This is a genomic window from Vreelandella stevensii S18214, from assembly GCF_000275725.1.
GTDB lineage: Bacteria > Pseudomonadota > Gammaproteobacteria > Pseudomonadales > Halomonadaceae > Vreelandella > Vreelandella stevensii.
Genome location: NZ_AJTS01000035.1, coordinates 61427 through 86217, shown reverse-complemented (window position 1 = coordinate 86217; position 24791 = coordinate 61427). Strand labels below are relative to the sequence as shown.

Here is a 24791-nt window from a genome sequence, read left to right as displayed (position 1 = left end):
TGGTGTTTATTAATCTTGCAGGCAGGTTGAAACGAAGAAAAGGCCAAACGTGTTAGCTTGACCCGCTAACCCCACTCAAGCGTGGGGCGCGCAGAAGCAAGGGAAGGGCGGTCTCTGTCGCGTAATCAAAAAATGGCACCGTGCTGCTGAGTGCCGTGACAGCCACACATCGCCAGTGGTTGGTGGCTCTGCTCAAGCGTACTGTGCATTCAGAGGAGACTGGTTCCAGGTGATGATCTTGTGAGTTGGTCAGGACAGCGCTATTCAACTGCTTTTGTACGTAATGCCATTCAAAAAGACAGCTCTGACATGGGAGTGCTCGATAGCTTTCTATTTGTTTTTGGTGCAAGTAGCCAAATACTTGCACTGCCGTGGGGCGCTATTTAAAACGCTATAAGTGATTGTTCCTGCTGGCGTGGCGGCGACCATGAAATAATATTTCTCTTGACGATGAAGAAGGAAATCGATATGAAATAAAATTCCTATAAAGGCGTTACAGGGGAAATAAATTGCTTATTGATCGGTTTGATTTGAAAATTCTTGAACAGCTTCAGCGCGATGATAGTCTTTCTATTGCACAGCTTGCAGAGGGAGTAGGGCTCTCTGTAACGCCATGCTGGCGGCGCATACAAAGGCTGGAAAAAGACGGAGTCATCGAAAAAAGAATTGCCGTACTCAACCCTGAGAAGTTGGATCTGGGGCTGACCGTTTTTGTGATGATTAAAACGGATAAACATAATCAGGCCTGGCTAAGTGAGTTTCAGGAAACGGTGGAAGCCTTTCCTGAAATTATCGAAGTAAATCGCTTGGCCGGTGAATATGATTACTTGCTCAAGGTGATTACGCGCAATAACCAGTCTTATGACGCTTTTTATAAAACCTGAATCCGTGAAGCCGGCGCCGACACTTTCCCTATCACCGCCAGCGAGCACTTTTTGATCATTCGCCCCGTGCAAGTTGGCTTTCGCAAGCCCGTTATTGCCAAAACCCACCGTGCTGATCGGTGCTGACGGCCCGTTTTGTCATGCCTTTCCACCCGCCAGGCACGACATATCTGGCGATCGCGTGTCGCTTGGAACTGCTTGTGGATAGAGTGTCGCCGATTGACGGTCAGCATGGCGTTCCTCGTGGATAACGCAGTCGGCTCCGCAGCGTCTTGAGCACCGTCATGCGCCCGATATCCTGCCCGAAGTCGAGGATGATCTGCCGTGCCTTGTGAATCACGAGAGCCGCACGGTGCACCAACTCTTGTAGCACGGTGCGCAGCCGGCGCCGCTTGGCCGGGTGGCGAACCGGGCTCAGCTCGCCGGTCATGCCTAGCTGTCCCATCAGGCGCAGGATGTTGTAGGCCAACTGGGCGAGATGCAGGATCAGATCGTTGGTGGCGAACTTGCCGGACGGCAAGCGCTCCAGGTCGAGATCGGTCTTGATCTCGCTGTGAAACTGCTCATGGGTGGCATGCGCCTGGTAGCGCTTGATCACCGCCTCCGGCGCCTCGTCCAGGCTGGTCCACCAGCCTTCCAACTCATAGTCCGGTTCGAGCAGCAACTGGCCATCGCGATCGGCGGTGCGCTCTACCAGGCGCATCACGCGTTGGACGACGTATTCGGTCTTGTTGTCGTCGTGGATCGAGACGGTCTGCGGCCACAGCGCCTGGCGCTTGCCAGGACGCAGCTCTTCCCAGTAGTCCGCCGCCACCGCCAGCCAGGTATCTCGATCAGCCGTGGCCGAGCCGCGCGGGTTCCATTTGACGACATAGTCGAGCCGGCGCCCCTCGTCGGCAAAGACCTGGCGTTGCTGTTCGAGAAGCGCCAGGTGCGCCTGGCTGTCGAAGCCGCTGTCCTCGCGTAACAGGATCGGTTGCCTGGTCAGGCATTGGGCGCGAGGCAGTACCCGCTCCAGGAAGGCGTTGCTCTCCTTCATGGTGTGCTGCTTGCCAGGCCGCAGTTCCAGACCCAGGCACCACCCTTCGTTGCCCAGATAGGCGGCGATCGGGGTGTAGCCATCGACCTTCTGGTAGGTCCGCGAGACGCCTTCCTTCTTCGAGTTGCTGTTGTCCATGACGAAGGTGTCGATGTCCAGGCAGACGTGTGTCGTCTCGGCGGTGATCGGTGCTTCGATCAGTGACAGCAGGGTCGTGGACCAGGTGGCGGTGCGCGCCTGCAGGTCGTTGGCGGCAAGTTTTTCCAGCCGCTGTCGCAGCGTCGCCGCGCTCGGCACCTTCTGCAGGGTCAGCAGTTGTTGGAAGGGCTTGTCGCGGCGGAAGTTCTCGACAGCGTCATAGTCGCTCATGCCCAGACACAGCAGGCCCAGGTAGCTCTTGATCACGTCACTGGTGCGCATGCCCAGCGTGGTGGGGAAGCGGCTGTCGATGCTGTCGACGCCAGCGATCTCGAAGCATTGCCCGATGATGGACAGCCCGGCGTGGCTGGTGAGGGTGCGGCGACTGGCGCGGAACTTTATGTTGGGCATGGCACTGTCTGGGTGAATGGCGATAATGGCTATATTGCCATGCAGGTCAGTGGGTTAGAAGTGCTTCCGGGGGCCGGTCTCACGGATTCAGGTAAAAGGCTGATTGCCAGAATAGAGCTTAGTAATGTCACATCGTGCTTTTCAATGGAACAAGTCAAGAAAACGACCGAGCTGCCACTTGGCGACCTCTCCTGACGCCAGAGCGACGCTACAACAGGATGTGATTGGCGAGGGGCGCTGGATACCAGGGCCGTTTGGTGAGCGCCCTTTGCTGTATGCCGATTACACCGCCTCAGGCAGAGCGCTGGGCATGGTGGAAAGTGCGATACAGGAACAGGTGCTGCCCCTCTATGCCAATACCCATACCGAAACGTCGTTTACCGGCAAAATGACCACGCGCCTGCGTGAGGCAGCGCGGCAAGCCGTTGCTCAATCGGTGGGGGCCAATGATCAATATGCCGTCATTTTCGCGGGCGCTGGCGCTACGGCAGCGATTGATCGGTGTTGCCGTATTCTGGAGCTGTCAGGAAAGCCCGTATCTGAACCCTCCGCGAGACCCATCATCTTCGTAGGCCCCTTCGAACACCATTCGAACGATTTGGTATGGCGTGAGTGCGAAGCCGATGTGGTACGCATTCCCTTGGCTAACGATGGCTTGCCGGATCTGGCGGTACTCGAACAACGGTTGCAAGAAAATGCTCACCGCCATACCAAGATCGTCGCGTTCTCTGCGGCTTCCAATGTCACCGGTCTCAAGGTGCCGGTGGCTGAGGTGGCGAGGGTGGCGCATCGGCATGGTGGTATCGTGCTATTTGATTACGCCGCCAGTGGTCCTTATGTGTCGATCAATGTGTCTGGGACAGGAGCATCTGACTACCTGGATGCCATTTTTCTTTCCCCTCACAAGTGTGTCGGCGGCCCCGGCAGCTCGGGGGTGTTGGTGATACGCAAGGCTTTGTGCGTGAACCCACGGCCGTCTATTGCAGGCGGGGGAACGGTCTCTTATGTCACGTCGGAGCATCACCACTACGTTTCCCATATCGAGCGCAGAGAAGAGGCAGGGACGCCCAATATCCTGGGCGATATTCGGGCCGGCCTGGCATTCCGAATCAAGGACATGGTGGGCGCGGAGTCCATCGAGCAGCGAGAGCAGGAGCTGGTGGAACTGGCGCTGGCTCGGTGGGGGCAAGTCGATAACATTCAGTTGCTGGGCCCTCAGGATGCACCCAAGCTGGCTATTTTCTCATTCAATATCATGGCGGGTGAAAAAGCCATTCATCACAACCTGGTCGTGGCCATGCTGAATGATTTGTTTGGCATTCAGGCAAGAGGCGGCTGTTCTTGTGCCGGGCCTTATGGTCATGAGCTGCTGTCGATTGATAAGCACAGAGCTGAAATTCATGAGGGTTTAGTTCAAAAAGGCAGAAGCATATATCGTCCAGGTTGGGTAAGGCTCGGTTTTAACTTCTTTTTTAGCAATGAGACGGCTAACTATGTAATATCTGCGGTCGAGTTTATTGCGCGTTATGCCCCGATATTGATGAAACTTTATTCCGTTGATGAGCGCAGCGGCGTTTGGGTCGCCCAGCGTATCGCTGTTGGGGAAGCGCCGGATGCCGCTGCCTCACCCTGCCTGTTGGATGCGCTCCTGGCTCATGAGATATCGGTGAGCGAAACGCGTGCTACTACCACGCTGGACTGTTTTGCCAAGGGGCTGGAGTTGGTTGAGCATGCCACGACGCTTCCCTTGCCTGCCCGTCATGCTGGCGACGATGTGCCAATACGTTGGTTCTGGTGGCCAGACGAGGCTGAACAGGCGATGCAAACCCATGTAGAGATGATGCCATGACCCTCACTCCCTCTTTGGCCGGTGCTGGCCTCGCTGCCCTGAATGAACGGGTCAAATACGACCTGGCATGCCTGAACCTCCCCCCCGCCAATTGGGTGCCTGCCCCGTTGGCGAACGATGCCCAGCATGTACATGACGTCGTGATTGTGGGGGGAGGGCAGTGCGGGTTAGTAGCTGCGTTTGCTCTGCTGTCTGGCGGTATTTCGAATATTCGTATCTTTGATCGTAACCCTGCTGGTCTCGAAGGGCCCTGGTTGAATTATGCGCGCATGGAAACCCTGCGTTCGCCCAAGACACTGCCAGGCCCGAGCTATGGATTTGCTTCGCTGACCTTCCGTGCCTGGTATGAGGCCCAGTTTGGCGAGGCGGCCTGGGAAGCGTTGGACAAGATTCCGCGGCCTACCTGGATGGCGTACTTATGCTGGTATCGTGAAGTGCTCAACCTGCCAGTAGAGAACTGTGTCGAAGTCGAACACGTTCAACCCGAAGGTGAGCTGTTAAGCCTCTCGCTGTCGGGCTCGGGGGCTCCTGCCCAGCGTATTCTGACGCGTAAGCTGATCATGGCCACTGGTCGCGAGGGCACCGGTGCGCCAAAGATTCCCGGCTTTGTGAATAGCCTGCCCCCGCAAGCCTGGGCGCATACCTCGGATGAGATCGATTTTACTGCGCTCAAGGGCAAGCGGGTCGTGGTGATCGGCGTCGGGGCATCCGCCATCGATAACGCGGCGGAGGCCCTGGAGCAAGGTGCACGCGAGGTCCGCTTCCTCATTCGTCGCCATCAGATGCCTACCATCAACAAGATGATGGGCATTGGATCGTATGGGTTTACCCACGGCTATGCCACCCTGCCAGATGCCTGGCGCTGGCGCATCATGCACTACTCATTCATTACCCAAACGCCGCCGCCCAGGGGCTCCACGTTACGGGTTAGTCGCCATGACAACGCCTACTTCCATTTTGGATGTGGCATTGAGGGCATGCGCATGGAAGGCGATGAGGTGGCCATTACCACCCAAGCCGGTAAAGAGGTGCGCTGTGACTTCGTCATCCTGGGCACCGGGTTCGAAATCGACCCGTTGGCACGCACCGAGCTTGCCGGATATGCCGACCGTATTCTGCTATGGCGAGATCGTTATACCCCGCCTGCGGAGCTGCAGCACACCGAACTGGGCAATTTCCCGTACGTTGATCGTGATTTCGCATTCCAGGAGCGGGAGCCGGGAACCGCGCCATGGCTGAGTAATATCCATTGCTTCAATTATGGCGCTTCTGTCAGCCTGGGTAAGGTGAGTGGTGACATTCCGGGCATCAGCGAAGGCGCTAGCTGGTTGGCAGGCGCCATTGCGGCGAGCCTGTACCGTGAAGACGTCGAGCATCATTGGCAGTCACTCCAGCAGTATGACTCTCCGGAGCTGCTCGGTGACGAGTGGGCACCATCGCCCCTGCCGTAAGGGCCGCTCGGTTGTCGCGGTTCTGTCTAAATACGTTAAGGAATTCAAATGTCTAATGTTCTGGAATTGGCTGCCGGTGTGCCGAGCAGCGGGCCATTGGCAGATGCCTTGCAAATGCGCGGCAAGCTGATGGACTTGACTCAAGGGTCTTATGAAGCGGCTCTGTTGCCGCAAGATGCAGGCAATCTTCCCGCTAGCCTCCGTGCGGTGCTGGCTTGTCGTATGGCTCGCCTATGCCAGCAGGAAGGCCTGACCCAGCACTATGCCTCCTTGCTGACCAGCTACGACGAAGAGGCAGACCCTTACGGGCTGGCAGAGCCTGGCCGTACCCCTCCGGCTGATAATGTCCGACTGACCGCTATCGTGAATTACGTGGACCTGGTTACCCAGCGCCCCAAGGATGCCAGTGAGCACACCATTGCATCGCTGCGTGAGGCAGGCATCGAAGAAGCCGATATCGTGCGTCTTGCTGGCCTGGTGGCATTCATCAACTATCAGCTGCGCGTTGCGGCGGTATTACATGTCATGGGGAAAGGCGCATGAGTCGTGTCATTCATAAATTCACCACCCGTGTTCCCACTTGGCGCCCCCATGTCACGCCCATCGATTTTGAGCAGGCAACGCCTGCGCAACGCGAGGCGCTGAAGGAAACGCCCTCCAACACCAAAATTTCCGATTACGTGCTGGTGTTGGCCCACGACCCGGAGTCCCTGCGGGTTCGCACGTCACTGTTCAATGGCATCATGTACGACAAGGGCGGACTTTCACGCGAGGAGCGTGAGCTGGGCGCGGTGGCTGCCTCGGTAGTAAACCGGTGTATCTACTGTGCCGCAGTGCATGCTCAGCGCTACAACAACCTGACCCATGATGAACGGGTCATGCAGGAAATATTCTTCAAGGGGGAGCAGGCCGATATCGATGCTCGGCAACGTGCCATTCTGAAGTTTGGCATGCAGCTCTCTGAGTGCCCGCCCAAGGTGACAGAAGACGATATTGCCAGCTTGCGCGCTGTGGGGCTCGATGATCAGGAAATTCTGGACCTGACCTTATCCACTACATTGTTTGGTTGGGCAAATCGCTTGATGCACACCTTGGGTGAGCCTGTCTCAGGTTCTTGACCATGCTGGGTTCCGACAAAAACGATACGTACGATTTTGGCTCCAAAAAAAGGATGATCCCCATGACAACACGACATTTCTCTCGGCTGGCTTTGGTTGCAGCGACCTCTTTCCTGTTGGCAACACCTGCCCTGGCAGAAACGTTGCGCTTGGGCACCGTAGTGAGTGCTCCCCACCCCTGGATCGACGCTGCTGAAGCCTTCAAGGCAAGCGTGGAAGAAGCGACCGATGGCCGGGTGAACGTACAGATTTTTCCCGGTGGCCAGTTAGGCAACGACCAGACCATGGTGGATGAAATCCGCATTGGCACCACCGACATGCTGATCGGCGGCGTCATGAACATTTCTCCGTACGTATCCGACTTCGAGATTTTCAGTCTCAACTATTTGTTCGAAGACATGGATGACTTCAAGGCAGCCACTGCGCCTGACTCTGCGGTTTTCGAGTATTTCGATAACGCGGTCAGTGACGCTGGTGTTGGCTTGAAGCTACTCAGCCTGACGGGAGGCGGCACGCGTAACCTCAGCACCAATACGGGGCCCGTGACTGAGCCCTCTGATATGAATGGTGTCAGGATGCGTGTCACCGGCTCACGTCTGGATGCGGAGACATGGCAATCCGTGGGTGCATTGACCACGTCCCTGCCCTGGACGGAGATCTACACTGGCCTGCAAACCGGCGTGGTGGGCGCTTTTGAAAGCACCATCAGCGGCTACTACTCAAGCCGCCTTTACGAAGTAGCGCCCTATCACGCTAAAACCGAACACCAGGTAATGATGAGCCATATTTCCATCAGCGAGAATCGGTTTAACCGCTTCTCCGAGGAGGATCAGGCGATCATTCTGGAAGCCGCGCAACAGGCAGGCGTATTGGGTACCGATAAAGGGGTCGAATACGATGCAGAGTTGATTCAGGAGTTCGAAGACCTGGGCGTGACCGTTACCGAGGTCGACAAGCAGGCCTTCATCGACGCCGTTGTGCCACTGCATAACTCCTTTGCTGAAGAGCGCGGTCTGACCGAGCTGCTTGAAACCATTCGTAATCTGTAAACCGCGATCCATTGCTGTTTTGGTGCATGGCAGGCGGCTCGCCAGGAAAGCCTGGCTGGCGCTTGCCACGCACTAACCAAAGGGAAGAACCATGCGGAAAATCAATGACGTGCTCGAGTGGCTGCTGACATGCATGGCCGGCTCGCTGTTCGCGGCCTTTATTCTAACGGTGCTATATCAGGTGGTTGCGCGTAATTACCTGAAGATTTCTGTGTCATGGACCGATGAAGTGGCCATGGCCTGCTTTATCTGGTCGGTGTTCATTGGCGCGGCTGTTGCGCTGCGTAAGCGTAAACACTACGTCGTCGATGCTTTTCCGTCTCGGTTCGTGGTGACCCAGCGCGTATTGAGGCTGTTCGGTAGTGTGGCATGCCTTCCGGTGATCTATGTCCTGATCGTGCATGGCCATGTGCTGGTGGATATGGGGTGGAACCGTCGTTCGGTGGCCCTGGGCACTCCCATGGCTTATGTGTTTGCCGCTATCCCGGTGGCTGGCGTTGCCATGCTGCTGTTTTCTATTGAGACTATTCGCGATGACATTGCCATGCTGCGGTCGGGCAAGCGGGTAGAGAGCACAGAGGCCTCTGAATCATGAGTCCATTGGTTACCCTGATTGGCAGTTTTCTGATTCTGATAGGCTTGAGTGTACCCATTGCATTCGCTATTGGTTTGGCATCCATTGTTACCATCATGCAGTTGGGGCTGCCCCTGACCTCGGTGGTCAACCAGATGTTTGCCAGCATCAACTCCTTTCCCTTGCTGGCCGTTCCCTTTTTTCTTTTGCTGGGACGCTTGATGAATGACGGCGGCATTACCGATCGTCTATTGCGTTTCGCAGACAGTACCGTAGGGCATATCCGTGGCGGCTTGGGCCATATCAACGTCATGGTCTCGATGATGTTCGCCAGCCTGTCGGGATCGGCGGCTGCCGACACCGCCAGCGTAGGAGCGGTGTTGATACCGGCAATGAAAAAGTCCGGCTATCCTGCTCCCTTCGCGGTTGCTCTTACGGCGGCTTCATCTGTGCTGGGAGGCATTATTCCACCTTCCATTCTCATGGTGATCTACGGTGCGTTTGGAAATGTGTCCGTTGGTGCCCTCTTCATGGGAGGTGTATTACCCGGGATTCTCGTGGGCCTGATGCAGATGGGCTACGTCTATTACGTGGCGCGCAAACACGGTATCAAGGCAACGGGTAAGTTCTCTTTTGGCCAGATGGGACGTACTGCCGTGACGGCAGCGCCGCCGATGGTATTGCCGCTCGTGGTGTTGGGGGGGATTACCGCCGGGGTGTTTACAGCCACAGAAGCTGCGTCGGTTGCCGTGTTGGTGGGCATGCTGCTGGCGTTTGTGTTTTATCGCGCCATCCGCTTGCGTCAATTACCGGGCATTCTCGCGGACTCCGTCGTGGCTTTTTCACTACCCATGTTTGCTGTGGCGTCGGCGGGTATCATGGGTTGGCTTATTTCCTATCTGGGTATTGCCCAGGAAGTCGCCAATTTCATTCTCTCGGTGACACAGTCCCGTGTTGGCATCATGTTGTTGGTGATGTTTTTCATGGTGGTCATTGGCACGGTGCTAAGCCCGGTAACGGCAGTGATCATCTTCCTGCCGATCATTCAGGGAATTTGTATTGCAGCCGGTATCAATCAGGTCCATATGGCTCTGGTCGTGGTGCTTTCGCTCACCCTGGGGCTGATTACGCCTCCGTATGGGATCTGCCTACTCATCGCCAGCCAGATTGGTGAAGTGTCCATGCCACGGGCGTTCATTGCCGTATTGCCATTGATTGCCCTGATCATGTCCGTCATTCTGGCGATGATTCTCCTGCCTAGTGTCTTTCTTTTCCTGCCGCAAATGATGTTTCCGAAAGCGTTTTAAGAGGCTTCGGTAACGTTCACTTCAACCGTGATTGCTCTTGGCCTGGTAGATGTTCGGGCCAAGAGTAGCAATATCCTGCTCAGAATCTTCCGCGCTGATGAAAGTCTTTCGTTACCCCGCTGACTGCGGGGTATTGCGTATTTACTATACTTTGTCGCGTTTGGATAGTGATGGGTGTCGAAGATGGTTGGGTTGCGAGGATGCAGCTTTTCAAAACAGATGGTGATTCATGAAAGACAGCAGCAACAGCATGCCATCGCGCAGTGAGAACGTCGTATTGACGCTTCGCGAGTTCAGTGGCGCCTTGGGGGACATGGGAACGCTGCTGCCGCTGATGTTGGGCGCGATTGCGATTGCGGGCATGGCCCCGGGGCCAGTGCTGCTGGGCTTTGCTCTCTTTTACCTGTTCACTGCCGGTTATTATCGGCTTCCCATCCCTGTTCAGCCCATGAAAGCAGTGGCGGCGGCCCTGTTGACGGCAGGCTTGGCGCCGTCCAGCCTGGCGGCTGCCGGTGTCATCATGGGCATCACGCTATTGGTGTTAGGGTTGACGGGCTGGATCAGCAAAGTGGCTCGCCTGGTGCCTCAATCTGTGTTGGCGGGTTTGCAGCTGGGCCTTGGGATCATGTTGGGCACGATGAGTCTGGGCTTGATGGCGTCAGCACCCTGGGTGGCTGGGGCCACGCTAGTGTAACTCGTCGGGCTGATGACGTTCACCCGTTGGCCAGCCGTATTCATCGCGCTTTTGGCCGCTACGGGGTTGGCATACCTGCTGGGGGAATCGGGAGTCATGATCGAGCCTGGTGGCATGGGTTGGGTGGCTGTACCTTCACTGCCTTCCATATCGGAGTTGCACGAAGCGCTCTTTAGCCTCGTACTGCCGCAGCTATCTCTGACGTTTACAAATGCCATTCTATTGACGGCCTTGTTGGCTAGCGATCATTTTGGTGAACGTGCTGCTCATGTGACCCCTGCACGTTTGTCGGTGACCAGTGGGTTGGCCAATACACTATTGACGCCACTGGGTGCTTTTCCCATGTGCCACGGTGCCGGCGGCGTAACTGCACATTACCGTTTTGGGGCGCGCAGTGGGGGAGCGCCATTGATGCTTGGTTTGCTGCTGTTGGGGTTGGTGGTGCTGCCGGGCAATGTGGGCCTGACATTACTGTCTTCCATACCGATGGCAGGTTTGGGGGCATTGCTGCTGGTGACTGCCTGGCAGTTGGCCATCACAAAGCGTTTGTTTGACTGTAGAGCGTCGTGTGTGCCGGTCATCGTGGTGACGGCTGCACTGACGGTGTGGGTCAATCCTTTCTGGGGGCTGCTTGCGGGGGGAGTGACGGAGTGGGGGCGCAAAATGGTGCTTCGTCGCTTGAGCGAACGCACTGCCTGACGCCGTTATGGCCCATCGATCCAGTCCATGATGTCCCGTGGGCCGAACCATGATGCACGCGGTGGCTTGGGAGGCCGCGAGTGGGCTGACACGCGAAGTGTCGTTCGCGGGGGCTTGAGCCACCCGCGAACGCACTGATGTGCCAGGCGCTTAACCGTTTGAAACACGTTCATCAGGCAGGAACACGCGGCTGTAAGTAGGACGGATCCAGGCATCGCCCCCCTGTTGAAGGCCCAGCGAGCGGTAGCGGTGTTTGCTGAGTTCGGCATGTACGAGGGTTTCGCTGTTATCCGTGCGTAGTTCAAGCCGCACGGTGGGCCCCACGACCGATACCAGTTCTATCCTGGCATGCAGGGCGTCTGCATGTTCCGATCCCGCGAACACCTCGATTTCGTGTGGCCGAACGTAGGCTTGCCCCTGCTCGTTTTTGTACCCTTCGAACTCTGGAGCAGGCAGGTGTACCTCCCCGATCTTGGCGATGCCATCATGCACACGTGCATGGAACAAGTTGACGTTGCCCAGGAACTGATAGACGAACGGATTGGCCGGGTGGTCGTACACGTCTTCTGGTGAACCATCCTGCTCTACGCGGCCTTTGTTCATTACAACAACCCGGTCTGAGACTTCCAGCGCCTCTTCCTGGTCATGGGTCACGAACACGCTGGTCACGTGGATATCGTCGTGTAATCGACGCAGCCAGCGGCGCAGCTCGGCACGCACTTTGGCATCCAGGGCGCCAAACGGTTCATCGAGTAGCAGTACTTTAGGCTCTACCGCCAGAGCACGCGCCAGTGCAATCCGCTGGCGCTGGCCACCCGAGAGCTGATGAGGATAGCGGTGTGCCGTCCAATCGAGCTGTACCAGCTCAAGCAACCGCATGACTTTCTGTTTGATCTCGGCTTTGTTGGGTCGCGTTTTCCGAGGGCGTACCGTCAAGCCATAGGCAACGTTTTGAAACACGGTCATGTGCTTGAACAGGGCGTAGTGCTGGAAAACAAAGCCTACGCCTCGTTCACTGACGTGCAGGTCTGTGGTGTCTTCGCCGTGAAAGCGGATTCTGCCGGTGTCTGGCTGCTCCAGTCCTGCAATGATCCGCAGCAGGGTGGTCTTGCCCGAACCCGAAGGGCCCAGCAGGGCGGTCAGCTCACCATCGCGAAAGGTCAGGCTGACGTTGTCTACGGCCACGAAGTCGCGAAAGTGCTTGTTGACGTGATCGATCTCTATGCTCATGTGTCGTCTCTTGTAACGTAAGCGTTCGTGGTTCAGGCGGCGGCAAGCCGCTGCCGACGTTCTTCTTGCCACTCCACCACGCTCTTGATCGCAATGGTGACCAGGGCCAGGCCCGTGAGCAGAGAAGAGACGGCAAAGGCCGCGGTGAACATGTATTCGTTGTAAAGCACTTCGATATGCAGCGGCATGGTGTTGGTTTCACCACGGATGCGTCCCGACACCACCGCGACAGCGCCAAATTCGCCCATGGCGCGTGCATTACACAGAATCACGCCATAAATAAGGCCCCATTTGATATTGGGCAGTGTCACGTGCCAGAAGGTTTGCCAACCGTTGGCTCCCAGCGTCAGGGAGGCTTCTTCTTCCTCTTTTCCCTGCTGTTGCATGAGCGGAATCAACTCGCGTGCGATGAAGGGCAGGGTGCCAAAGGCAATCACGATCACGATGCCGGGGACGGCAAAGATGATGCGCAGGTCATGGGCTGACAGCCACGGCCCCAGCCAGCCCTGTGAACCAAACAGGATGACGAAGATCAACCCGACCACCACGGGTGAAATGGCAAAAGGCATATCGATCAGCGAGATCAGGATGGGCTTGCCTCTGAACTCGAATTTGGCAATGGCCCAAGCGGCCGCCACGCCAAACAGCGTATTGAGGGGCACCACGATCGCGACGATCAACAGGGTCAGGCGGATGGCTGACATGGCATCGGGATCGCGAATGGCGTCGTACCACACGCTGATGCCTCGCTCGAAGGCGCCATAAAGCACGACCGAGAGAGGCAGCAACAGAAATAGCGCCACGAAGATCAGCGAGATCGTGATCAAGGTGACACGTATCCAGGCAGGCTCTTCGGTGGCTCTGCGCCAGCGTTTGGCTATGGTGTCATTGGTATCTATTACAGTGCTTGATGTGGCCACGTCGTAGGCTCCTTTATCCATGGCGTCGGCTTGTCCACCACTGCAGGCCGTTGATGACCAGCAGCATCAGAAAAGCGGCCAGCAGCATTACCGTGCCGATGGCAGCAGCGCCGTGGTAGTCGTACTGTTCGGTTTTCGCGACGATGAGAAGCGGTGTGATTTCAGTGCGAAAGGGGATGTTCCCCGAAATGAACACGACGGAACCGTACTCTCCCAAGGCGCGTGCAAACGCCAGCGCGTAGCCGGTCAACAGGGCTGGAAACAGCGCGGGGAAGATCACGCGACGAATCGTGGTGAGCCGGTCAGCCCCCAGGCTCGCTGATGCTTCTTCCAACTCGGCTTCCAGGTCCTCCAGCACGGGCTGCACCGTGCGCACCACGAAGGGCAAGCCGATATAGGTCAATGCAATGATGACCCCCAACTGCGTGTAGGCAACGCGAATACCGAACACGTCCAGGTATTGGCCCACCCAGCCGGTACTGGCATAGAGGGTAACAAGTGCGATGCCTGCAACCGCCGTCGGCAGAGCGAAAGGCAGGTCGACCAGGGCATCGATGAGCCGTTTGCCTGGAAAGCGGTAGCGTACCAATACCCAGGCAAGAAGCGCCCCGAAGACCAGATTGATGGTCGCGGCAATGAGTGATCCACCAAACGAAAGTTTGTAGGAGGCCACGACCTGGCGCTGGGTAATGGCGCTCCAGAAGGTGTCCCAGCTCATGGTCGTGGTGTAAAGAAGAAACGCGCCCACGGGAATGAAAAACACCAGCCCCATGTATAACAGCGTGAAGCCCATGGTGAGCCCAAAGCCGGGTATTACCCGTCGTTTGACCAGCGTAGCCGCCATAATCCCCCCTTGATGTAACGCCAGCAAGGAGCCACCGTGGGCTCCTTGCCAAAGGCCAGAACGAAAGATCAACGCGCGTTGATGTCTTCCAGAATACGGTCAAAAATGCCGCCATCGTTGAAGTGGGTTTCCTGGGCGTGCTGCCATCCCCCCAACGCTTCATCGATGGTGAAGAGCGTCAGTTCAGGGAAGCTATCGCTGTACTCAGCCAAAATGTCCGGATTGCTGGGACGATAGTAGTGCTTGGCTGCCAGATGTTGAGCGTCATCGGTGTAGAGAAACTCCAGGTAGGCTTCTGCCACCTCTCGGGTGCCTTTACGATCCACGTTCGCATCCACGACGGTGACAGGGGGTTCTGCCAGGATACTCTGGGAAGGCACGATGATTTCATATTCGCCTTGCCCCAACTGCTCCACCGATAGGAAAGCTTCGTTTTCCCAGGCAATGAAAACGTCCCCGATGCGACGCTGTACAAAGGTGTTCGTTGCACCGCGCGCTGCTGGGTCCAGAACGGGTACGTTTTCGTATACTTGACGAACGAATTCGTAGGTTTGCTCTTCATCGCCGTCAAACTTGTCCAGTCCATAGCCCCACAGTGCCAGGTAGTTCCAGCGGGCGCCTCCAGACGTTTTGGGGTTTGGCGTAATCACTTCTACGTCGTCACGTACCAGGTCATCCCAGTCTTGAATATTCTTGGGGTTACCGTCACGCACCAGCAGCACGATGGTAGACGTATAAGGAGAGCTGTTGTTGGGAAGGCGTGATTGCCAGTCTTCCGGGATCAGCTCACCGCGCTGGTGGAGAGCATCGACATCGTAGGCCAATGCCAGCGTCACCACATCGGCATCCAGGCCATCGATCACCGCACGACCTTGCGAACCTGAGCCGCCATGAGATTGGCGAACGTTGACCGTCTGGCCATGCTCGGCTTGCCAGTGCTCAGCGAAAATCGTGTTGTACTCGCGGTAAAACTCGCGGGTAGGGTCATAAGAGACGTTGAGCAGCTCGACGCGGTCGCTTTGCGCATGGCTGGGGCTGCTGACCATCACGCCGGCGACCACTGCACTGCTGAACAGTACAGCGGCGGCCAGTTTGGTCAGCGGGTGTGCGTTGGAAAGCGTTTGACGGAATGACAAGGTTGGCATGTTTGCGGCTCCCAGGATGATCATGATGATCGTTTGTTGTGTCGATCAATGGTGTTGATGAACACAGCGTAAGGGAGAGTCGTTATGCAAATTAACCAATAAAAAAAGGATTGCTTATATTCTTTTGTGATTAAAGGGGCCGCCCTGCCAACACGCGCTGAACCGTCTCTTCGTCCAGGTTTTCGCGGCAGAGTTTCAAGAACTGATAGGCATATCCACGCAGGAAGTGGCCACGGCGCAGGGCAAGGTAGGTGGTGTTGCGAGGGAAGAGGGCGCTTGCATCCAGGAGTTTCAATCCTTGATCGCGCTGCTCGTGGTACGCCATGGAGGCAATGAGCCCAACGCCCATTCCCAGCTCTACGTAAGTTTTGATGACGTCTGCATCCAGCGCGGTAAGCACGATGTCCGGGTACACATCCGCGGCAGAAAAGGCGGTATCAATGCGTGCTCGGCCAGTGAAGCCTTCGTGGTAGGTCACGATCGGGTGTTCGGTAATGCGTGCCAGTGTGAGCGGCAGGCCATCGTTGAGGGGGTGTTCCTCAGGCACCACGACTCCATGGTACCAGTGGTAGAACGGGAAACAGGCAAACAGCTGCCCCTCCTCGTGCAGTGCCTCTGTGGCGATACCGATATCCACCTTGCCCGCTTTGAGCAGCGAGACGATCTCTTCCGGACTGCACTGATGAAGCTCGAGATGCACTTTGGGAAAGGCCTGTTTGAAACGGGCAATGATCGGTGGCAGCGCATAGCGTGCCTGGGTGTGGGTCGTGGCAATGGCCAGGCTGCCCTGGTCTTCGTGGGTGAGCTGATGGGCCGAGCGCTTGAGGTTTTCGACATCGAGCAGGATACGCTCGATGAAGTCCATCAGCGTACTGCCCGCAATAGTAAGCCCAAGAATGCGTTTGCCACGGCGCTCGAAAAGCTCGACGCCGAGCTCTTCTTCCAGATCTCGAATATGTTTACTGGCACCAGATTGCGAGGTGAAAAGGGCGTTGGAAGCCTCGGTCAGGTTGAAATGCTGGCGTACCGTCTCACGCACGATGCGCAGTTGCTGTAAGTTCATAGCGAGCGTTACCCAGTCCATATGTGATTTGATATTCTTGAAAAGAATATTTAATCAATGCTCTTATTCCATAATTATATTTTGCGATATCTTTATCGCTCGCAGCGGAATGGCGCCGCATGGCAATCAGCCCGTGGTCGTGCGGCGCCGTCGATACAGCCACCATACGTCTACCCCAAAGGAGTAAGCCAGGCTGAGCAGGGCTCCCAGGGCCAGCAGGCTGGCGTAGAGGGGGGAGGTGAAGGGAGTCAGTGCCAACAGGAGTGCCGTGACCTGCCAGACACAGATCAGTTTACGGCGGAAGCTGTCGTACAACGGCGCCTCTAGCCAGGGCAGCAGCCATCCTGCTGCCACGAAGCCATAGCGCATTGCGCCAATCAGCAATACCCAGGGGCCCAGGGCTTCTGCGCGCATCAGGGCCAGGCATAATAGCAGGATCAGCAGGGCATCCAGCTCCATGTCAAAGCGTGCGCCAAAGGGCGAGTGGCTGTGGGTGCGGCGGGCAATCCAGCCGTCCACGCCGTCCAGCAGCAGGGCAATCACGGCGACACCCAGCCATAGCCCAATGGCCTGTTGAAAGGCGCCGCCCACCAGGGCGCCAGCCACCAGTGCCACCAGTACACCACGCACGAGGGTGACTCTATTCGCCCAGCCCAGCGCACCGTAGGGCCAAAACAACAGCACTAGCGCGCTCATCACGGCATATAAGCCGACGGCTAACCACCAGTTGGCGGCACTCGCCATGAGCGGACCCATGAGCCATCCCAAACCGCCCAGTAACAGGCCCCCCAGCAGCAGCTCCAGGCCGCTATGAAGCCGGTTGAAGCGTGGCGATTCCGAAGTGTGTGAGGCTGGGGGCATGGAGGCTCTCGAAGCGGCATCGTCATCCGCAGTTGAAATTAGTGGTGCAATAATTTATCAATGTATCATTATTGTATAGATATGACGCGCTGCTTGTGCTTTGCTGGTCAGCTGTCGAGCCGCGTCACGAAGGTTAATAAACGTTAATAGACCGTTTTCTTTTCTAAGCTAAGCTATAGGTTAGCCCTTGAAAAGTCGCCAACTCTTGCAAAGGCTTGGGTCAACGCAGGGAACTTGCGCTTCAACGATAAGGAAATGTCATGTCAGTGCCTGATACCGCTCAGGCCTTTTGGGTCACCCGCCCAGGCCACGGTGCAATCCAGTCCGAATCTCTCCCTGCCATGGGCCAGAACGATGTGCGTGTGCGTGCGCTTTACAGCGGCGTCAGTCGAGGCACCGAGTCGCTGGTGTTTCATGGCCGTGTGCCGAGCAGCGAGACCCAGCGTATGCGCGCGCCCTTTCAGGTGGGGGAGTTCCCTGGCCCTGTCAAATACGGGTATTGCAGTGTAGGCCGCGTGACCCATGGCCCTCAGGCGCTGGTCGACCAGACCGTATTTTGTCTTCACCCCCACCAGGATCGCTATATCGTCCCGGCCTCCATGGTGGTGCCGGTGCCCGCTGACGTACCGGCTTACCGGGCGGTGCTGGCCGCCAACATGGAAACGGCCATCAACGGCGTTTGGGATGCCAACCCCATGCTCGGTGAACGGGTATGTGTCGTGGGCGGCGGCGTCGTGGGTGCGCTGGTGGCTTACCTGTGCGCGCGTATTGCTGGGGTGCAGGTGCAGCTCATCGATATCAATGGCGAGCGTGAGGCGTTGGCCGATGCCTTGGGGGTGCCGTTTGCCCTGCCGGAGCAGGCCCCTGCGGATCAGGATTGCGTGGTTCATGCCAGCGGTCATCCTGAGGGCCTTCGCCTGGCCATGTCATTGGTGGGCCAGGAAGGGCGCGTGATCGAAATGAGCTGGTTCGGGGAGGGTGACGTGGCGCTGCCCCTGGGCGGCGCGTTCCATTCCCAACGTTTGACCCTGCGCGCCAGCCAGGTGGGCCAACTGCCTGCCAAGCTGCAACCTCGCTGGAACTACCAGCGTCGCCTGGCCCTGGCGTTGCGCCTGCTGGCCGATCCGACGCTAGATGTCTTGATCAGCGGTGAGAGCAATTTCATGGACTTGCCTGCCCTGGCGCCGGCGTTGTTTGGCCCGGGCAGCAAGGCATTGTGCCATCGCATTCGTTACCCCGTTCAGGATGAACCTGAATAACCCAAGGAGTTGCCATGTACCGTTTATGTGTTCGTGACCATTTCATGATTGCCCATAGCTTCAAAGGGGAGATCTTCGGCCCCGCCCAGCGTACCCACGGGGCAACGTATGTGGTGGATGTCATCTTTCAGCGCCCCGCGCTGGATGAAGATGGCCTGGTCATCGATATCGGGCTGGCCAGTGAAACCGTCAAGGAAGTGTTGGCGGGATACAACTACCGCAATCTGGACGAGGTGAGCGAGTTTACCGGCCAGAACACCACCACCGAATTCATGGCCAAGGTGATTTTCGACCAGCTGGCCGAAGCGATTCGTGGCGGCAGGATGGGGGAGACTGCCAAGGGGCTGACTCGCATGGAAATCAAGCTGCATGAATCCCATGTGGCTTGGGCAAGCTACGAAGGCGAGCTATGAGCCAACGATTTACCCTGATCGTGGCCGGCGACCCTGGCCAGCGTACTGGCGGCTATCTCTATGATGCCCGCATCGTGGAGGCGCTGCGCGAGCAGGGCCACCAAGTGACGGTGGTGGGCCTGGAAGGGTGCTTCCCGTTGGCCGATGAGGTCGCGGCGAGCGCCCTGGCCCACGCGCTGGAGCAGCAGGCGTCAGGCGCCCGAGTGATACTCGATGGCCTGGCCGTAGGTGCGCTGCCCGACGTGGTCGCACGACATGCCGACAGGCTAGACCTGACCGCGCTGCTGCATCACCCGCTGGGGGATGAGCAGGGGCTGTCCAGCGATGAGCAGCAGCATCTGCACCGCAGTGAGCTGACGGGGCTTGGCTGCGTGGCGCGTATCATCGTGACCAGCCGTTTCACCGCGCGGCGCTTGAAGGCGCTGGCCGAGCAGTACGCCGTGCCGATCACTGCGCCGATCAGCGTGGTGGAGCCTGGCGTGGCGCATGCCCCTATCAGCCCGGCGCCGCGTGAGGGTGAACCCCTACGCTTGCTGTGCGTTGCCACCCTGACGCCACGCAAGGGGCAGGACGTGCTGGTGAAGGCGCTGGCAGGGCTGACCCATCTGCCCTGGCAGTGTGACTGCTATGGTGCCGAGCGAGACGCCGAGTTCAGCGCCAGCGTTCGCCAGCGCGTGGAAGAGCACCACCTGGGCGAGCGCATCGCGCTGCACGGTGAGTGTGATGCCGCCACCCTGGAAGCTGCCTATCACCGGGCTCACGCGCTGGTACTGCCTTCCTGGTACGAAGGTTACGGCATGGTGGTGACCGAAGCCTTGGCCCATGGCCTTCCCGTGATCACCACCACCGGTGGCGCCCTGAGCGATACGCTACCCGAAGGCGCTGGCTTGAGCGTTGCGCCTGGCGACGTGCCCGCATTGCAGGCGGCGCTGGAGCAGTTCTGCAGTGACCAGGCCCTACGCACGGCGCTGCGGGCAGGCGCTGCGGTTGCACGCGGAGAGCTCAATGACTGGCAGGCGGCGGGTGCCCAGTTTGCCAGCGCGCTGAACATGGGGGCCGCGCCGAACATGCCCGCAGGCAGCCAGTTTGCATCCAGTTGGCTCAGCCAGCGCGAGCGTGTGGATAGCCAGTCGCGCAGCAGCGCGCTGGTGGCAGGTTTGAATGCCTGGCTGGCCAACCGTGACAGCGTCACCCTGGCAGATTTGGGCTGTGGGCGGGGCAGCAACGTACAGTTTTTGGTGCCCCGGCTGAGCGTTCCTCAGCGCTGGGTATTGTTCGACCACGACCCTGAATTGCTCAAGGAAGCCCGTGGCCGTGCCATGCAGCTCCACGATGCCCGTGGCCAGCCCGTCCAGGTGGCAACCCACTGCACCTCGCTGGCGACGCTGGCGCACCCTGCCTTGCTGGAAGCCGATGTGGTCAGTGCCTCGGCGCTCATCGATCTGGTCTCCCAGCCGTGGATCGATGCGCTGGCCGCCCAGTGCGCCGAGCAGCGGCAGGCGCTACTGGTCAGTCTCAGCGTGACGGGGGAGTGGTGCTTCATCGATGCGGAGCACCAGCCACTCGATCACCCCGAAGATCGCTTCGTACGGGGCCTGTTCAATGCCCACCAGCAGCGTGACAAGGGGCTGGGCGAGGCGCTGGGAGGCCACGCCCATGCGGCGCTCGCGGAGGCGCTCAAGCGCCGGGGGTATAGCCTTGAAGAGGCTGCCACGCCCTGGCAACTGGCCGCAGGAGACGCCACCCATGAGCCGCTGATTCGCTCGCTGATAGAGGGCTGGGCCGCCGCCGCCACGGAGCAGGCGCCGGAAGCGGCCACGCGTATTGCCGAATGGCGCACGGCCAGGCTGGACTCTGTGGAGCGTGGCCAATGGGGTGTGTGGGTAGGCCATCACGATCTGCTGGCGCTGCCAGCGGTGGCGGGGTAGCAGAGTGCTCGCGCGTGGCTGGCGTGCGCCCTGGGTACGACGTTGCCTGGTCAGCGGCATGCTGCTGCTGGCGGTCGCCTTGTGGGTCGAACCTGCCGATATCATGGCTGAAGTGCAGCGCTTCTCGCTGGGCTGGATGGTTCTGGCGCTGGCCATCAGCGTGCTGCAAGTCATGCTCAGTGCGTGGCGCTGGCAGCTCACGGCGGGGCTGATCGGTGTGCCGCTGCGTTTTGGCTACGCCCTGCGTGAATACTACCTGGCGCTGTTGGTCAATCAGCTGCTGCCAGGCGGGGTGCTGGGAGATGCCGGGCGCGCGCACCGCCATGCGGGCCAGGCCACTTCTCGTGGCAGCGCCTGGCGGGCGGTGGTGATCGAGCGCGCGTCTGGTCAGGTGGCCGTGGCGCTGCTCACGCTGGCAGCGCTGCTGGCATCGCCGCTGTGGCACGCTGCGCTGGGCCCTACGGTGTTGATGTCATTGGCGGCTGGCGCCCTATTTGGCCTGGCAGGACTGGCGCTGCTGATACATTGGGCGCGTCGCCAACGGCTGGCGCTACCGCGCTGGTGCCAAACTCTGGGGCGCGACCTGCGCCGGGGGCTGTTCCAGCGTCGCGTATGGCCCCTGCAACTGGGCTCGTCGCTGACCATCGTGATCAGCTATGGCCTGGTCATGCTGTGCGCGGCTAGGGCCATCGGTAGTCCGATACCTGCCTTTGAACTGCTGGCGTTGGCACCGGTACTGCTGCTTTCCATGCTGGTGCCGCTCTCGGTAGCCGGGTGGGGCGTACGCGAAGGCGCCGCAGCAGGTTTATGGATGCTGGTGGGCATGCCGCCTGCGCAGGGCGTGGCCATTTCGCTGGCGTATGGCGTGCTGGTGCTGCTGTCCAGCCTGCCGGGTATCCCCGTGGCACTGGCTCGGCGCGGCCAAGCGAGCCCGGCAAGCTCCCCGGCCTCTTCGAGTGAAGGGGCCATGGGGGCTGCCGCGTCAGGAGCGGCGCAGCTCGACGTCGAACAGCGTGTCGGCGCCGCATCGGAACGAGCGCATCGTGGGGCGCAGCGCCTGCGCCAGGGTGTCGATGGGGGTCATCACCAGCCCGGGCCGCCCCGAACCAATCAACAGCGGGGCCACCAGCAGGTGCAGGCGATCCACGGCCTGGGCTTCGATGAACTGGGAAATGGTGATGCCGCCACCTTCCACCAGAACGCGGTGCAATCCGCGCTCTGCCAGCAGTGCAATGACATCGTGGGGTTGAAATTGCCCATGGGCATTCAGCGGCAGGCAGCACTGCTCGGCAGCGCTGTTCAGCGGGGCTACCTGAGGTCCGGTGATGTGCAGCGTCGCCACGTCGCCTGGTTGAAACAGCGCCAAGGTGGTGGGCATGCGACCGCGCGGGTCCAGCACCACGCGAACCGGGTTGGGCCCATCGACATGGCGCACGGTGAGCTGGGGGTTGTCGGCCGCAGCGGTGCCGGCGCCCACCACCACGGCATCGGCCAGGGCGCGCAGCCGGTGCAGGTGCACCAGGCTTTCAGGGCCGTTGATGTAGTGGGAATGGCCGCTTTCCGTGGCGATACGCCCATCCAGGCTCTGGCCCAGCTGCGCGACCACCCATTGGGGCCTGGCGGCCAGCGGGGTCAGGCACTCGAGCCACTGCTGAACGTCCGGCCCAGCGGCCTGTGGCGTCTGGGCCTCAGGGGGAAGAGTAGACGCCTCGGTCATGCGCCGTGCCGTGGCGATCAACCATTCCCAGGCAGCCTCATCATCGAGGGCCGGGGAGTATCGAGCAGAAGAACTGGAGTCGGGCATAACGCTTCCCTATTGGATACACCCACTGATCATGCGGGGCCAGGTAGCGCAACGCAAGTGACCTTTGTTCAGACGACTAGGCAATCCGGAGGCCTACATGTATCACATTGAACGCGCCATTTTTGATATTCGCCGTGGTTTACCTGTCGTGATTCGCAGTGGTGAGCAGCGCTTGCTGGTGCAGGCGCTGGAGGGTAGCCGCTCGGTGGCGGCGCTGGCGGCGCTATCGGGCTCACGCCCGGCCATGGTGCTGACCCGCCATCGGCTGGAGGCCATGGGGTTGTCGCTCAAGGCCGACGCTGCTTGCCTGCCACTGGCCGAACAGATCGGCGAGCATGAGCTGCACCAGCTGGCCCTGGCGCCTGGCCAGGCGCGTTCGAGCGCGCTGCTGAGCGGCTTGAAACCCGCAGGCGCGGCCGAGCGCGGTGCCGTCACCCTGATGCGCCGGGCGCTGCTGGTGCCTGCGGCCCTCACCGCCGAGGTGAGCGAGCAGGCCAGCCATGCCGTGGCCGAGCAGGTGCGCCAGGGGCAGCTGCTGGAAGTCAGTGCCGAAGAAGCCCAGCAGTGTCTGGCCGGTGCGCCGGGCATGCTCAAGCGGGTCAGTGAAGCCAGCATACCGCTGGAAGACGCGCCGCATAGCCGCTTCGTGCTGTTTCGCGAGCCCGATGGCCTGCGCGAGCACGTGGCAGTGGTGATCGGCCAGCCCGAAGCCCAGCAAAGCCCCGTGCCGCTACGCATGCACTCTGCCTGTTTGACCGGTGACCTGTTCGGTAGCCTGCGCTGTGACTGCGGTGAGCAGTTGCGTAATGCAGTGGCCGATATCCAGGGGATGGGCGGTGGCGTGCTGCTGTATCTGGCCCAGGAAGGGCGGGGCATCGGCCTGGCCAACAAGCTGCGCGCCTATACCCTGCAAGACAGTGGCCTGGATACCGTGGACGCCGACCAGGTGCTGGGGTTTGGCGACGATGAGCGGCAGTACGCGGTGGCGGTGGATATGCTCAATGCGCTGTCGATTCATCAGGTACAGCTATTGACCAACAACCCGCTAAAAATGGCGGCCCTGCGGGAAGGGGGGATCGAGGTCGTCTCGCGTCAGGCCCTGTATGGCAGCGTGACCGACCACAACCATCGCTACCTGAGTGCCAAGGCCAACCGGGCCGGGCATTTTCTGGACGACGTGCTGGAGAGCCGTGGCCACTGAAGCATCAGGCGTCAACCGCTGAACACGCAAGCGCTGCCGCTGAACATTTGAGCGCTGCCGCTTAGCCAGCACCCGGCTCAGCGGCATTATATGGTCAAGAGAGTCAGTTCAGGGCGGGCAGTCGAGCGGTTTCTTCCACCACGCGGGCCAGCAGGCCCGCATAGTGGCGCACCAATCGTTCGCCCAGGTCGGCGCTGGCGCCACGGGCATCGCCCGCCACTCCATGGGGGCTCAGGTCTTCTGCCAACCAGGCATAGGCCGCGCTGCCTTCGGCGCCCAGCAGGCCACCTTCGGGAGGCGTGGCGGGGGGCGTGGGCGTATATCCTTCGGTGTCTACCCATTGGGGGGCCAGGTGCAGCATCATCGAGGTCTCCAGCAGCCCTCCGTGCAGCCCATGGCGCAGCTCATCGGCGGCCAGGGCACCTTCCAGCGGCGGCAGCCGAGTATAGGTCGCCTTGACCACGCGCATGGCGTGGCGTTGGCGCAGAGTCAGGGCCGCCAGGTCCATCACGGCCTTGTTGCCGCCATGGCTGTTGATCATCATCAGCTTGTGGATGCCCGCCCGGGCAACGCTGTCGCCGTAGGCTTCCAACGCCTCGATGGCCAGCCTGGCGGGCAGGCTCAGGGTGCCTGAAAAGCTGGCGTGCTCATCGCTGGCTCCGATGGCCATGGGGGGCAGGCAAAGCACCTCGATGTCGTCGGGGAGCTGCGCCAGCATGGCCGCCTGCAGGCCCTCGCCGATTATCAGGTCGGTGCCCAGGGGCAGGTGGGTGCCGTGCTGCTCGATGGCACCCAGCGTGATGAGGGCGATGGGCTGGCGCTGGGCCAGGGCCTGAAGTTTGGGCGCGGTCAGATGTTGCCATTCATGAACCATAACAGTCTCTTCAAGGGTGATCGGTACGGCTGAGTG

General features: G+C 59.4%; 23 protein-coding genes and 1 pseudogene. 15 read left to right on the top strand and 9 right to left on the bottom strand.

Annotation, left to right across the window (positions count from 1 at the left end):
- Nucleotides 1-509 precede the first annotated feature (509 nt).
- A complete protein-coding gene (locus HSS18214_RS17950; RefSeq protein ID WP_083844171.1) occupies nt 510-884 on the top strand; it encodes an Lrp/AsnC family transcriptional regulator in 375 nt (124 codons plus the stop codon).
- 226 nt (nt 885-1110) lie between these two features.
- On the opposite strand, the gene HSS18214_RS0107285 is transcribed toward HSS18214_RS17950, so the two are convergent.
- Complete coding sequence (locus tag HSS18214_RS0107285) at nt 1111-2472, bottom strand: IS1380 family transposase (protein WP_016913634.1); 1362 nt, start codon at nt 2470-2472, stop codon at nt 1111-1113.
- Between the two features lie 220 nt (nt 2473-2692).
- Here HSS18214_RS0107285 and HSS18214_RS0107280 point away from each other — a divergent pair, with 220 nt between their 5' ends.
- The 9 genes from HSS18214_RS0107280 to HSS18214_RS19355 all read left to right on the top strand — a co-directional run bounded on the left by HSS18214_RS0107280 (nt 2693) and on the right by HSS18214_RS19355 (nt 11213).
- The gene (locus HSS18214_RS0107280) at nt 2693-4321 is read left to right on the top strand and encodes an aminotransferase class V-fold PLP-dependent enzyme (RefSeq protein ID WP_016914631.1); all 1629 of its coding nucleotides are present in this window, start codon (nt 2693-2695) and stop codon (nt 4319-4321) included.
- The gene (locus HSS18214_RS0107275) at nt 4318-5772 is read left to right on the top strand and encodes an NAD(P)-binding domain-containing protein (protein ID WP_016914630.1); all 1455 of its coding nucleotides are present in this window, start codon (nt 4318-4320) and stop codon (nt 5770-5772) included. The genes HSS18214_RS0107280 and HSS18214_RS0107275 overlap by 4 nt, the downstream gene beginning before the upstream one ends.
- 48 nt (nt 5773-5820) lie before the next feature.
- Complete coding sequence (locus HSS18214_RS0107270) at nt 5821-6315, top strand: CMD domain-containing protein (protein ID WP_016914629.1); 495 nt, start codon at nt 5821-5823, stop codon at nt 6313-6315.
- Entirely contained in the window at nt 6312-6890 is a 579-nt protein-coding gene (locus HSS18214_RS0107265) for a peroxidase-related enzyme (protein WP_016914628.1), read from the top strand. Before HSS18214_RS0107270 ends, HSS18214_RS0107265 begins: the two co-directional genes overlap by 4 nt.
- Before the next feature lie 62 nt (nt 6891-6952).
- The gene (locus HSS18214_RS0107260) at nt 6953-7939 is read left to right on the top strand and encodes a TRAP transporter substrate-binding protein (RefSeq protein WP_156808488.1); all 987 of its coding nucleotides are present in this window, start codon (nt 6953-6955) and stop codon (nt 7937-7939) included.
- A gap of 91 nt (nt 7940-8030) precedes the next feature.
- Nucleotides 8031-8534, top strand: coding sequence for a TRAP transporter small permease (locus HSS18214_RS0107255; RefSeq protein ID WP_016914626.1), 504 nt, complete (start codon nt 8031-8033; stop codon nt 8532-8534).
- On the top strand, nt 8531-9820 hold the full coding sequence (locus tag HSS18214_RS0107250; protein ID WP_026001793.1) for a TRAP transporter large permease: 1290 nt from the start codon (nt 8531-8533) through the stop codon (nt 9818-9820). The genes HSS18214_RS0107255 and HSS18214_RS0107250 overlap by 4 nt, the downstream gene beginning before the upstream one ends.
- Before the next feature lie 229 nt (nt 9821-10049).
- Nucleotides 10050-10514 carry a putative sulfate/molybdate transporter gene (locus tag HSS18214_RS19360; RefSeq protein WP_016914624.1) on the top strand — a complete coding sequence of 155 codons (465 nt, stop codon included), beginning with the start codon at nt 10050-10052 and terminating at the stop codon, nt 10512-10514.
- 96 nt (nt 10515-10610) lie between these two features.
- Nucleotides 10611-11213, top strand: a complete 603-nt coding sequence (locus HSS18214_RS19355) for a putative sulfate/molybdate transporter (protein WP_202801280.1) — start codon at nt 10611-10613, stop codon at nt 11211-11213.
- A gap of 150 nt (nt 11214-11363) precedes the next feature.
- Here HSS18214_RS19355 and HSS18214_RS0107240 read toward each other — a convergent pair whose 3' ends face one another.
- From HSS18214_RS0107240 to HSS18214_RS0107215, 6 genes are all read right to left on the bottom strand, one after another.
- Nucleotides 11364-12443: a sulfate/molybdate ABC transporter ATP-binding protein gene (locus tag HSS18214_RS0107240; protein ID WP_016914622.1), complete on the bottom strand. Its 1080-nt coding sequence runs from the start codon at nt 12441-12443 to the stop codon at nt 11364-11366.
- A gap of 32 nt (nt 12444-12475) precedes the next feature.
- Complete coding sequence (gene cysW / locus HSS18214_RS0107235) at nt 12476-13363, bottom strand: sulfate ABC transporter permease subunit CysW (protein ID WP_016914621.1); 888 nt, start codon at nt 13361-13363, stop codon at nt 12476-12478.
- Nucleotides 13364-13376: 13 nt separating this feature from the next.
- A complete protein-coding gene (gene cysT / locus HSS18214_RS0107230) occupies nt 13377-14207 on the bottom strand; it encodes a sulfate ABC transporter permease subunit CysT (protein WP_016914620.1) in 831 nt (276 codons plus the stop codon).
- A 68-nt stretch (nt 14208-14275) separates the two neighbouring features.
- A complete protein-coding gene (locus tag HSS18214_RS0107225; RefSeq protein ID WP_272942909.1) occupies nt 14276-15352 on the bottom strand; it encodes a sulfate ABC transporter substrate-binding protein in 1077 nt (358 codons plus the stop codon).
- Between the two features lie 130 nt (nt 15353-15482).
- Complete coding sequence (locus HSS18214_RS0107220; protein ID WP_016914618.1) at nt 15483-16415, bottom strand: CysB family HTH-type transcriptional regulator; 933 nt, start codon at nt 16413-16415, stop codon at nt 15483-15485.
- Between the two features lie 126 nt (nt 16416-16541).
- Nucleotides 16542-17276, bottom strand: a complete 735-nt coding sequence (locus HSS18214_RS0107215; protein ID WP_016914617.1) for a CDP-alcohol phosphatidyltransferase family protein — start codon at nt 17274-17276, stop codon at nt 16542-16544.
- A gap of 260 nt (nt 17277-17536) precedes the next feature.
- Between HSS18214_RS0107215 and HSS18214_RS0107210 the strand changes: the two genes are divergently transcribed.
- From HSS18214_RS0107210 to HSS18214_RS19485, 4 genes and pseudogenes are all read left to right on the top strand, one after another.
- Nucleotides 17537-18535 carry a zinc-dependent alcohol dehydrogenase gene (locus tag HSS18214_RS0107210; RefSeq protein WP_016914616.1) on the top strand — a complete coding sequence of 333 codons (999 nt, stop codon included), beginning with the start codon at nt 17537-17539 and terminating at the stop codon, nt 18533-18535.
- Nucleotides 18536-18549: 14 nt separating this feature from the next.
- Nucleotides 18550-18948 (top strand): 6-pyruvoyl trahydropterin synthase family protein, encoded by a 399-nt coding sequence (locus HSS18214_RS0107205; RefSeq protein WP_016914615.1) that lies wholly within the window; start codon nt 18550-18552, stop codon nt 18946-18948.
- Nucleotides 18945-20876 carry a glycosyltransferase gene (locus HSS18214_RS0107200; RefSeq protein ID WP_016914614.1) on the top strand — a complete coding sequence of 644 codons (1932 nt, stop codon included), beginning with the start codon at nt 18945-18947 and terminating at the stop codon, nt 20874-20876. Before HSS18214_RS0107205 ends, HSS18214_RS0107200 begins: the two co-directional genes overlap by 4 nt.
- 58 nt (nt 20877-20934) lie before the next feature.
- Nucleotides 20935-21744, top strand: a pseudogene (locus HSS18214_RS19485) (lysylphosphatidylglycerol synthase transmembrane domain-containing protein); the annotation flags it as partial.
- A 114-nt stretch (nt 21745-21858) separates the two neighbouring features.
- Here the strand turns inward: HSS18214_RS19485 and HSS18214_RS19480 are convergent.
- Nucleotides 21859-22593, bottom strand: a complete 735-nt coding sequence (locus HSS18214_RS19480; RefSeq protein ID WP_237718595.1) for a RibD family protein — start codon at nt 22591-22593, stop codon at nt 21859-21861.
- A 184-nt stretch (nt 22594-22777) separates the two neighbouring features.
- Between HSS18214_RS19480 and ribA the strand changes: the two genes are divergently transcribed.
- A complete protein-coding gene (ribA, locus tag HSS18214_RS0107190; protein WP_016914612.1) occupies nt 22778-23881 on the top strand; it encodes a GTP cyclohydrolase II RibA in 1104 nt (367 codons plus the stop codon).
- A 103-nt stretch (nt 23882-23984) separates the two neighbouring features.
- Here the strand turns inward: ribA and HSS18214_RS0107185 are convergent, their stop codons facing one another.
- A complete protein-coding gene (locus tag HSS18214_RS0107185) occupies nt 23985-24755 on the bottom strand; it encodes a creatininase family protein (protein ID WP_016914611.1) in 771 nt (256 codons plus the stop codon).
- Nucleotides 24756-24791 lie beyond the last annotated feature (36 nt).

Bases quoted from the DNA above. Each gene is read 5' to 3' on its own strand.
- HSS18214_RS0107285 (WP_016913634.1), bottom strand. From the start codon at position 2,472: ATGCCCAACATAAAGTTCCGCGCCAGTCGCCGCACCCTCACCAGCCAC.
- HSS18214_RS0107275 (WP_016914630.1), top strand. From the start codon at position 4,318: ATGACCCTCACTCCCTCTTTGGCCGGTGCTGGCCTCGCTGCCCTGAAT.
- HSS18214_RS0107270 (WP_016914629.1), top strand. From the start codon at position 5,821: ATGTCTAATGTTCTGGAATTGGCTGCCGGTGTGCCGAGCAGCGGGCCA.
- HSS18214_RS0107265 (WP_016914628.1), top strand. From the start codon at position 6,312: ATGAGTCGTGTCATTCATAAATTCACCACCCGTGTTCCCACTTGGCGC.
- HSS18214_RS0107260 (WP_156808488.1), top strand. From the start codon at position 6,953: ATGACAACACGACATTTCTCTCGGCTGGCTTTGGTTGCAGCGACCTCT.
- HSS18214_RS0107255 (WP_016914626.1), top strand. From the start codon at position 8,031: ATGCGGAAAATCAATGACGTGCTCGAGTGGCTGCTGACATGCATGGCC.
- HSS18214_RS0107250 (WP_026001793.1), top strand. From the start codon at position 8,531: ATGAGTCCATTGGTTACCCTGATTGGCAGTTTTCTGATTCTGATAGGC.
- HSS18214_RS19360 (WP_016914624.1), top strand. From the start codon at position 10,050: ATGAAAGACAGCAGCAACAGCATGCCATCGCGCAGTGAGAACGTCGTA.
- HSS18214_RS19355 (WP_202801280.1), top strand. From the start codon at position 10,611: ATGATCGAGCCTGGTGGCATGGGTTGGGTGGCTGTACCTTCACTGCCT.
- HSS18214_RS0107240 (WP_016914622.1), bottom strand. From the start codon at position 12,443: ATGAGCATAGAGATCGATCACGTCAACAAGCACTTTCGCGACTTCGTG.
- cysT (WP_016914620.1), bottom strand. From the start codon at position 14,207: ATGGCGGCTACGCTGGTCAAACGACGGGTAATACCCGGCTTTGGGCTC.
- HSS18214_RS0107225 (WP_272942909.1), bottom strand. From the start codon at position 15,352: ATGCCAACCTTGTCATTCCGTCAAACGCTTTCCAACGCACACCCGCTG.
- HSS18214_RS0107220 (WP_016914618.1), bottom strand. From the start codon at position 16,415: ATGAACTTACAGCAACTGCGCATCGTGCGTGAGACGGTACGCCAGCAT.
- HSS18214_RS0107215 (WP_016914617.1), bottom strand. From the start codon at position 17,276: ATGCCCCCAGCCTCACACACTTCGGAATCGCCACGCTTCAACCGGCTT.
- HSS18214_RS0107210 (WP_016914616.1), top strand. From the start codon at position 17,537: ATGTCAGTGCCTGATACCGCTCAGGCCTTTTGGGTCACCCGCCCAGGC.
- HSS18214_RS0107205 (WP_016914615.1), top strand. From the start codon at position 18,550: ATGTACCGTTTATGTGTTCGTGACCATTTCATGATTGCCCATAGCTTC.
- HSS18214_RS0107200 (WP_016914614.1), top strand. From the start codon at position 18,945: ATGAGCCAACGATTTACCCTGATCGTGGCCGGCGACCCTGGCCAGCGT.
- HSS18214_RS19480 (WP_237718595.1), bottom strand. From the start codon at position 22,593: ATGACCGAGGCGTCTACTCTTCCCCCTGAGGCCCAGACGCCACAGGCC.
- ribA (WP_016914612.1), top strand. From the start codon at position 22,778: ATGTATCACATTGAACGCGCCATTTTTGATATTCGCCGTGGTTTACCT.
- HSS18214_RS0107185 (WP_016914611.1), bottom strand. From the start codon at position 24,755: ATGGTTCATGAATGGCAACATCTGACCGCGCCCAAACTTCAGGCCCTG.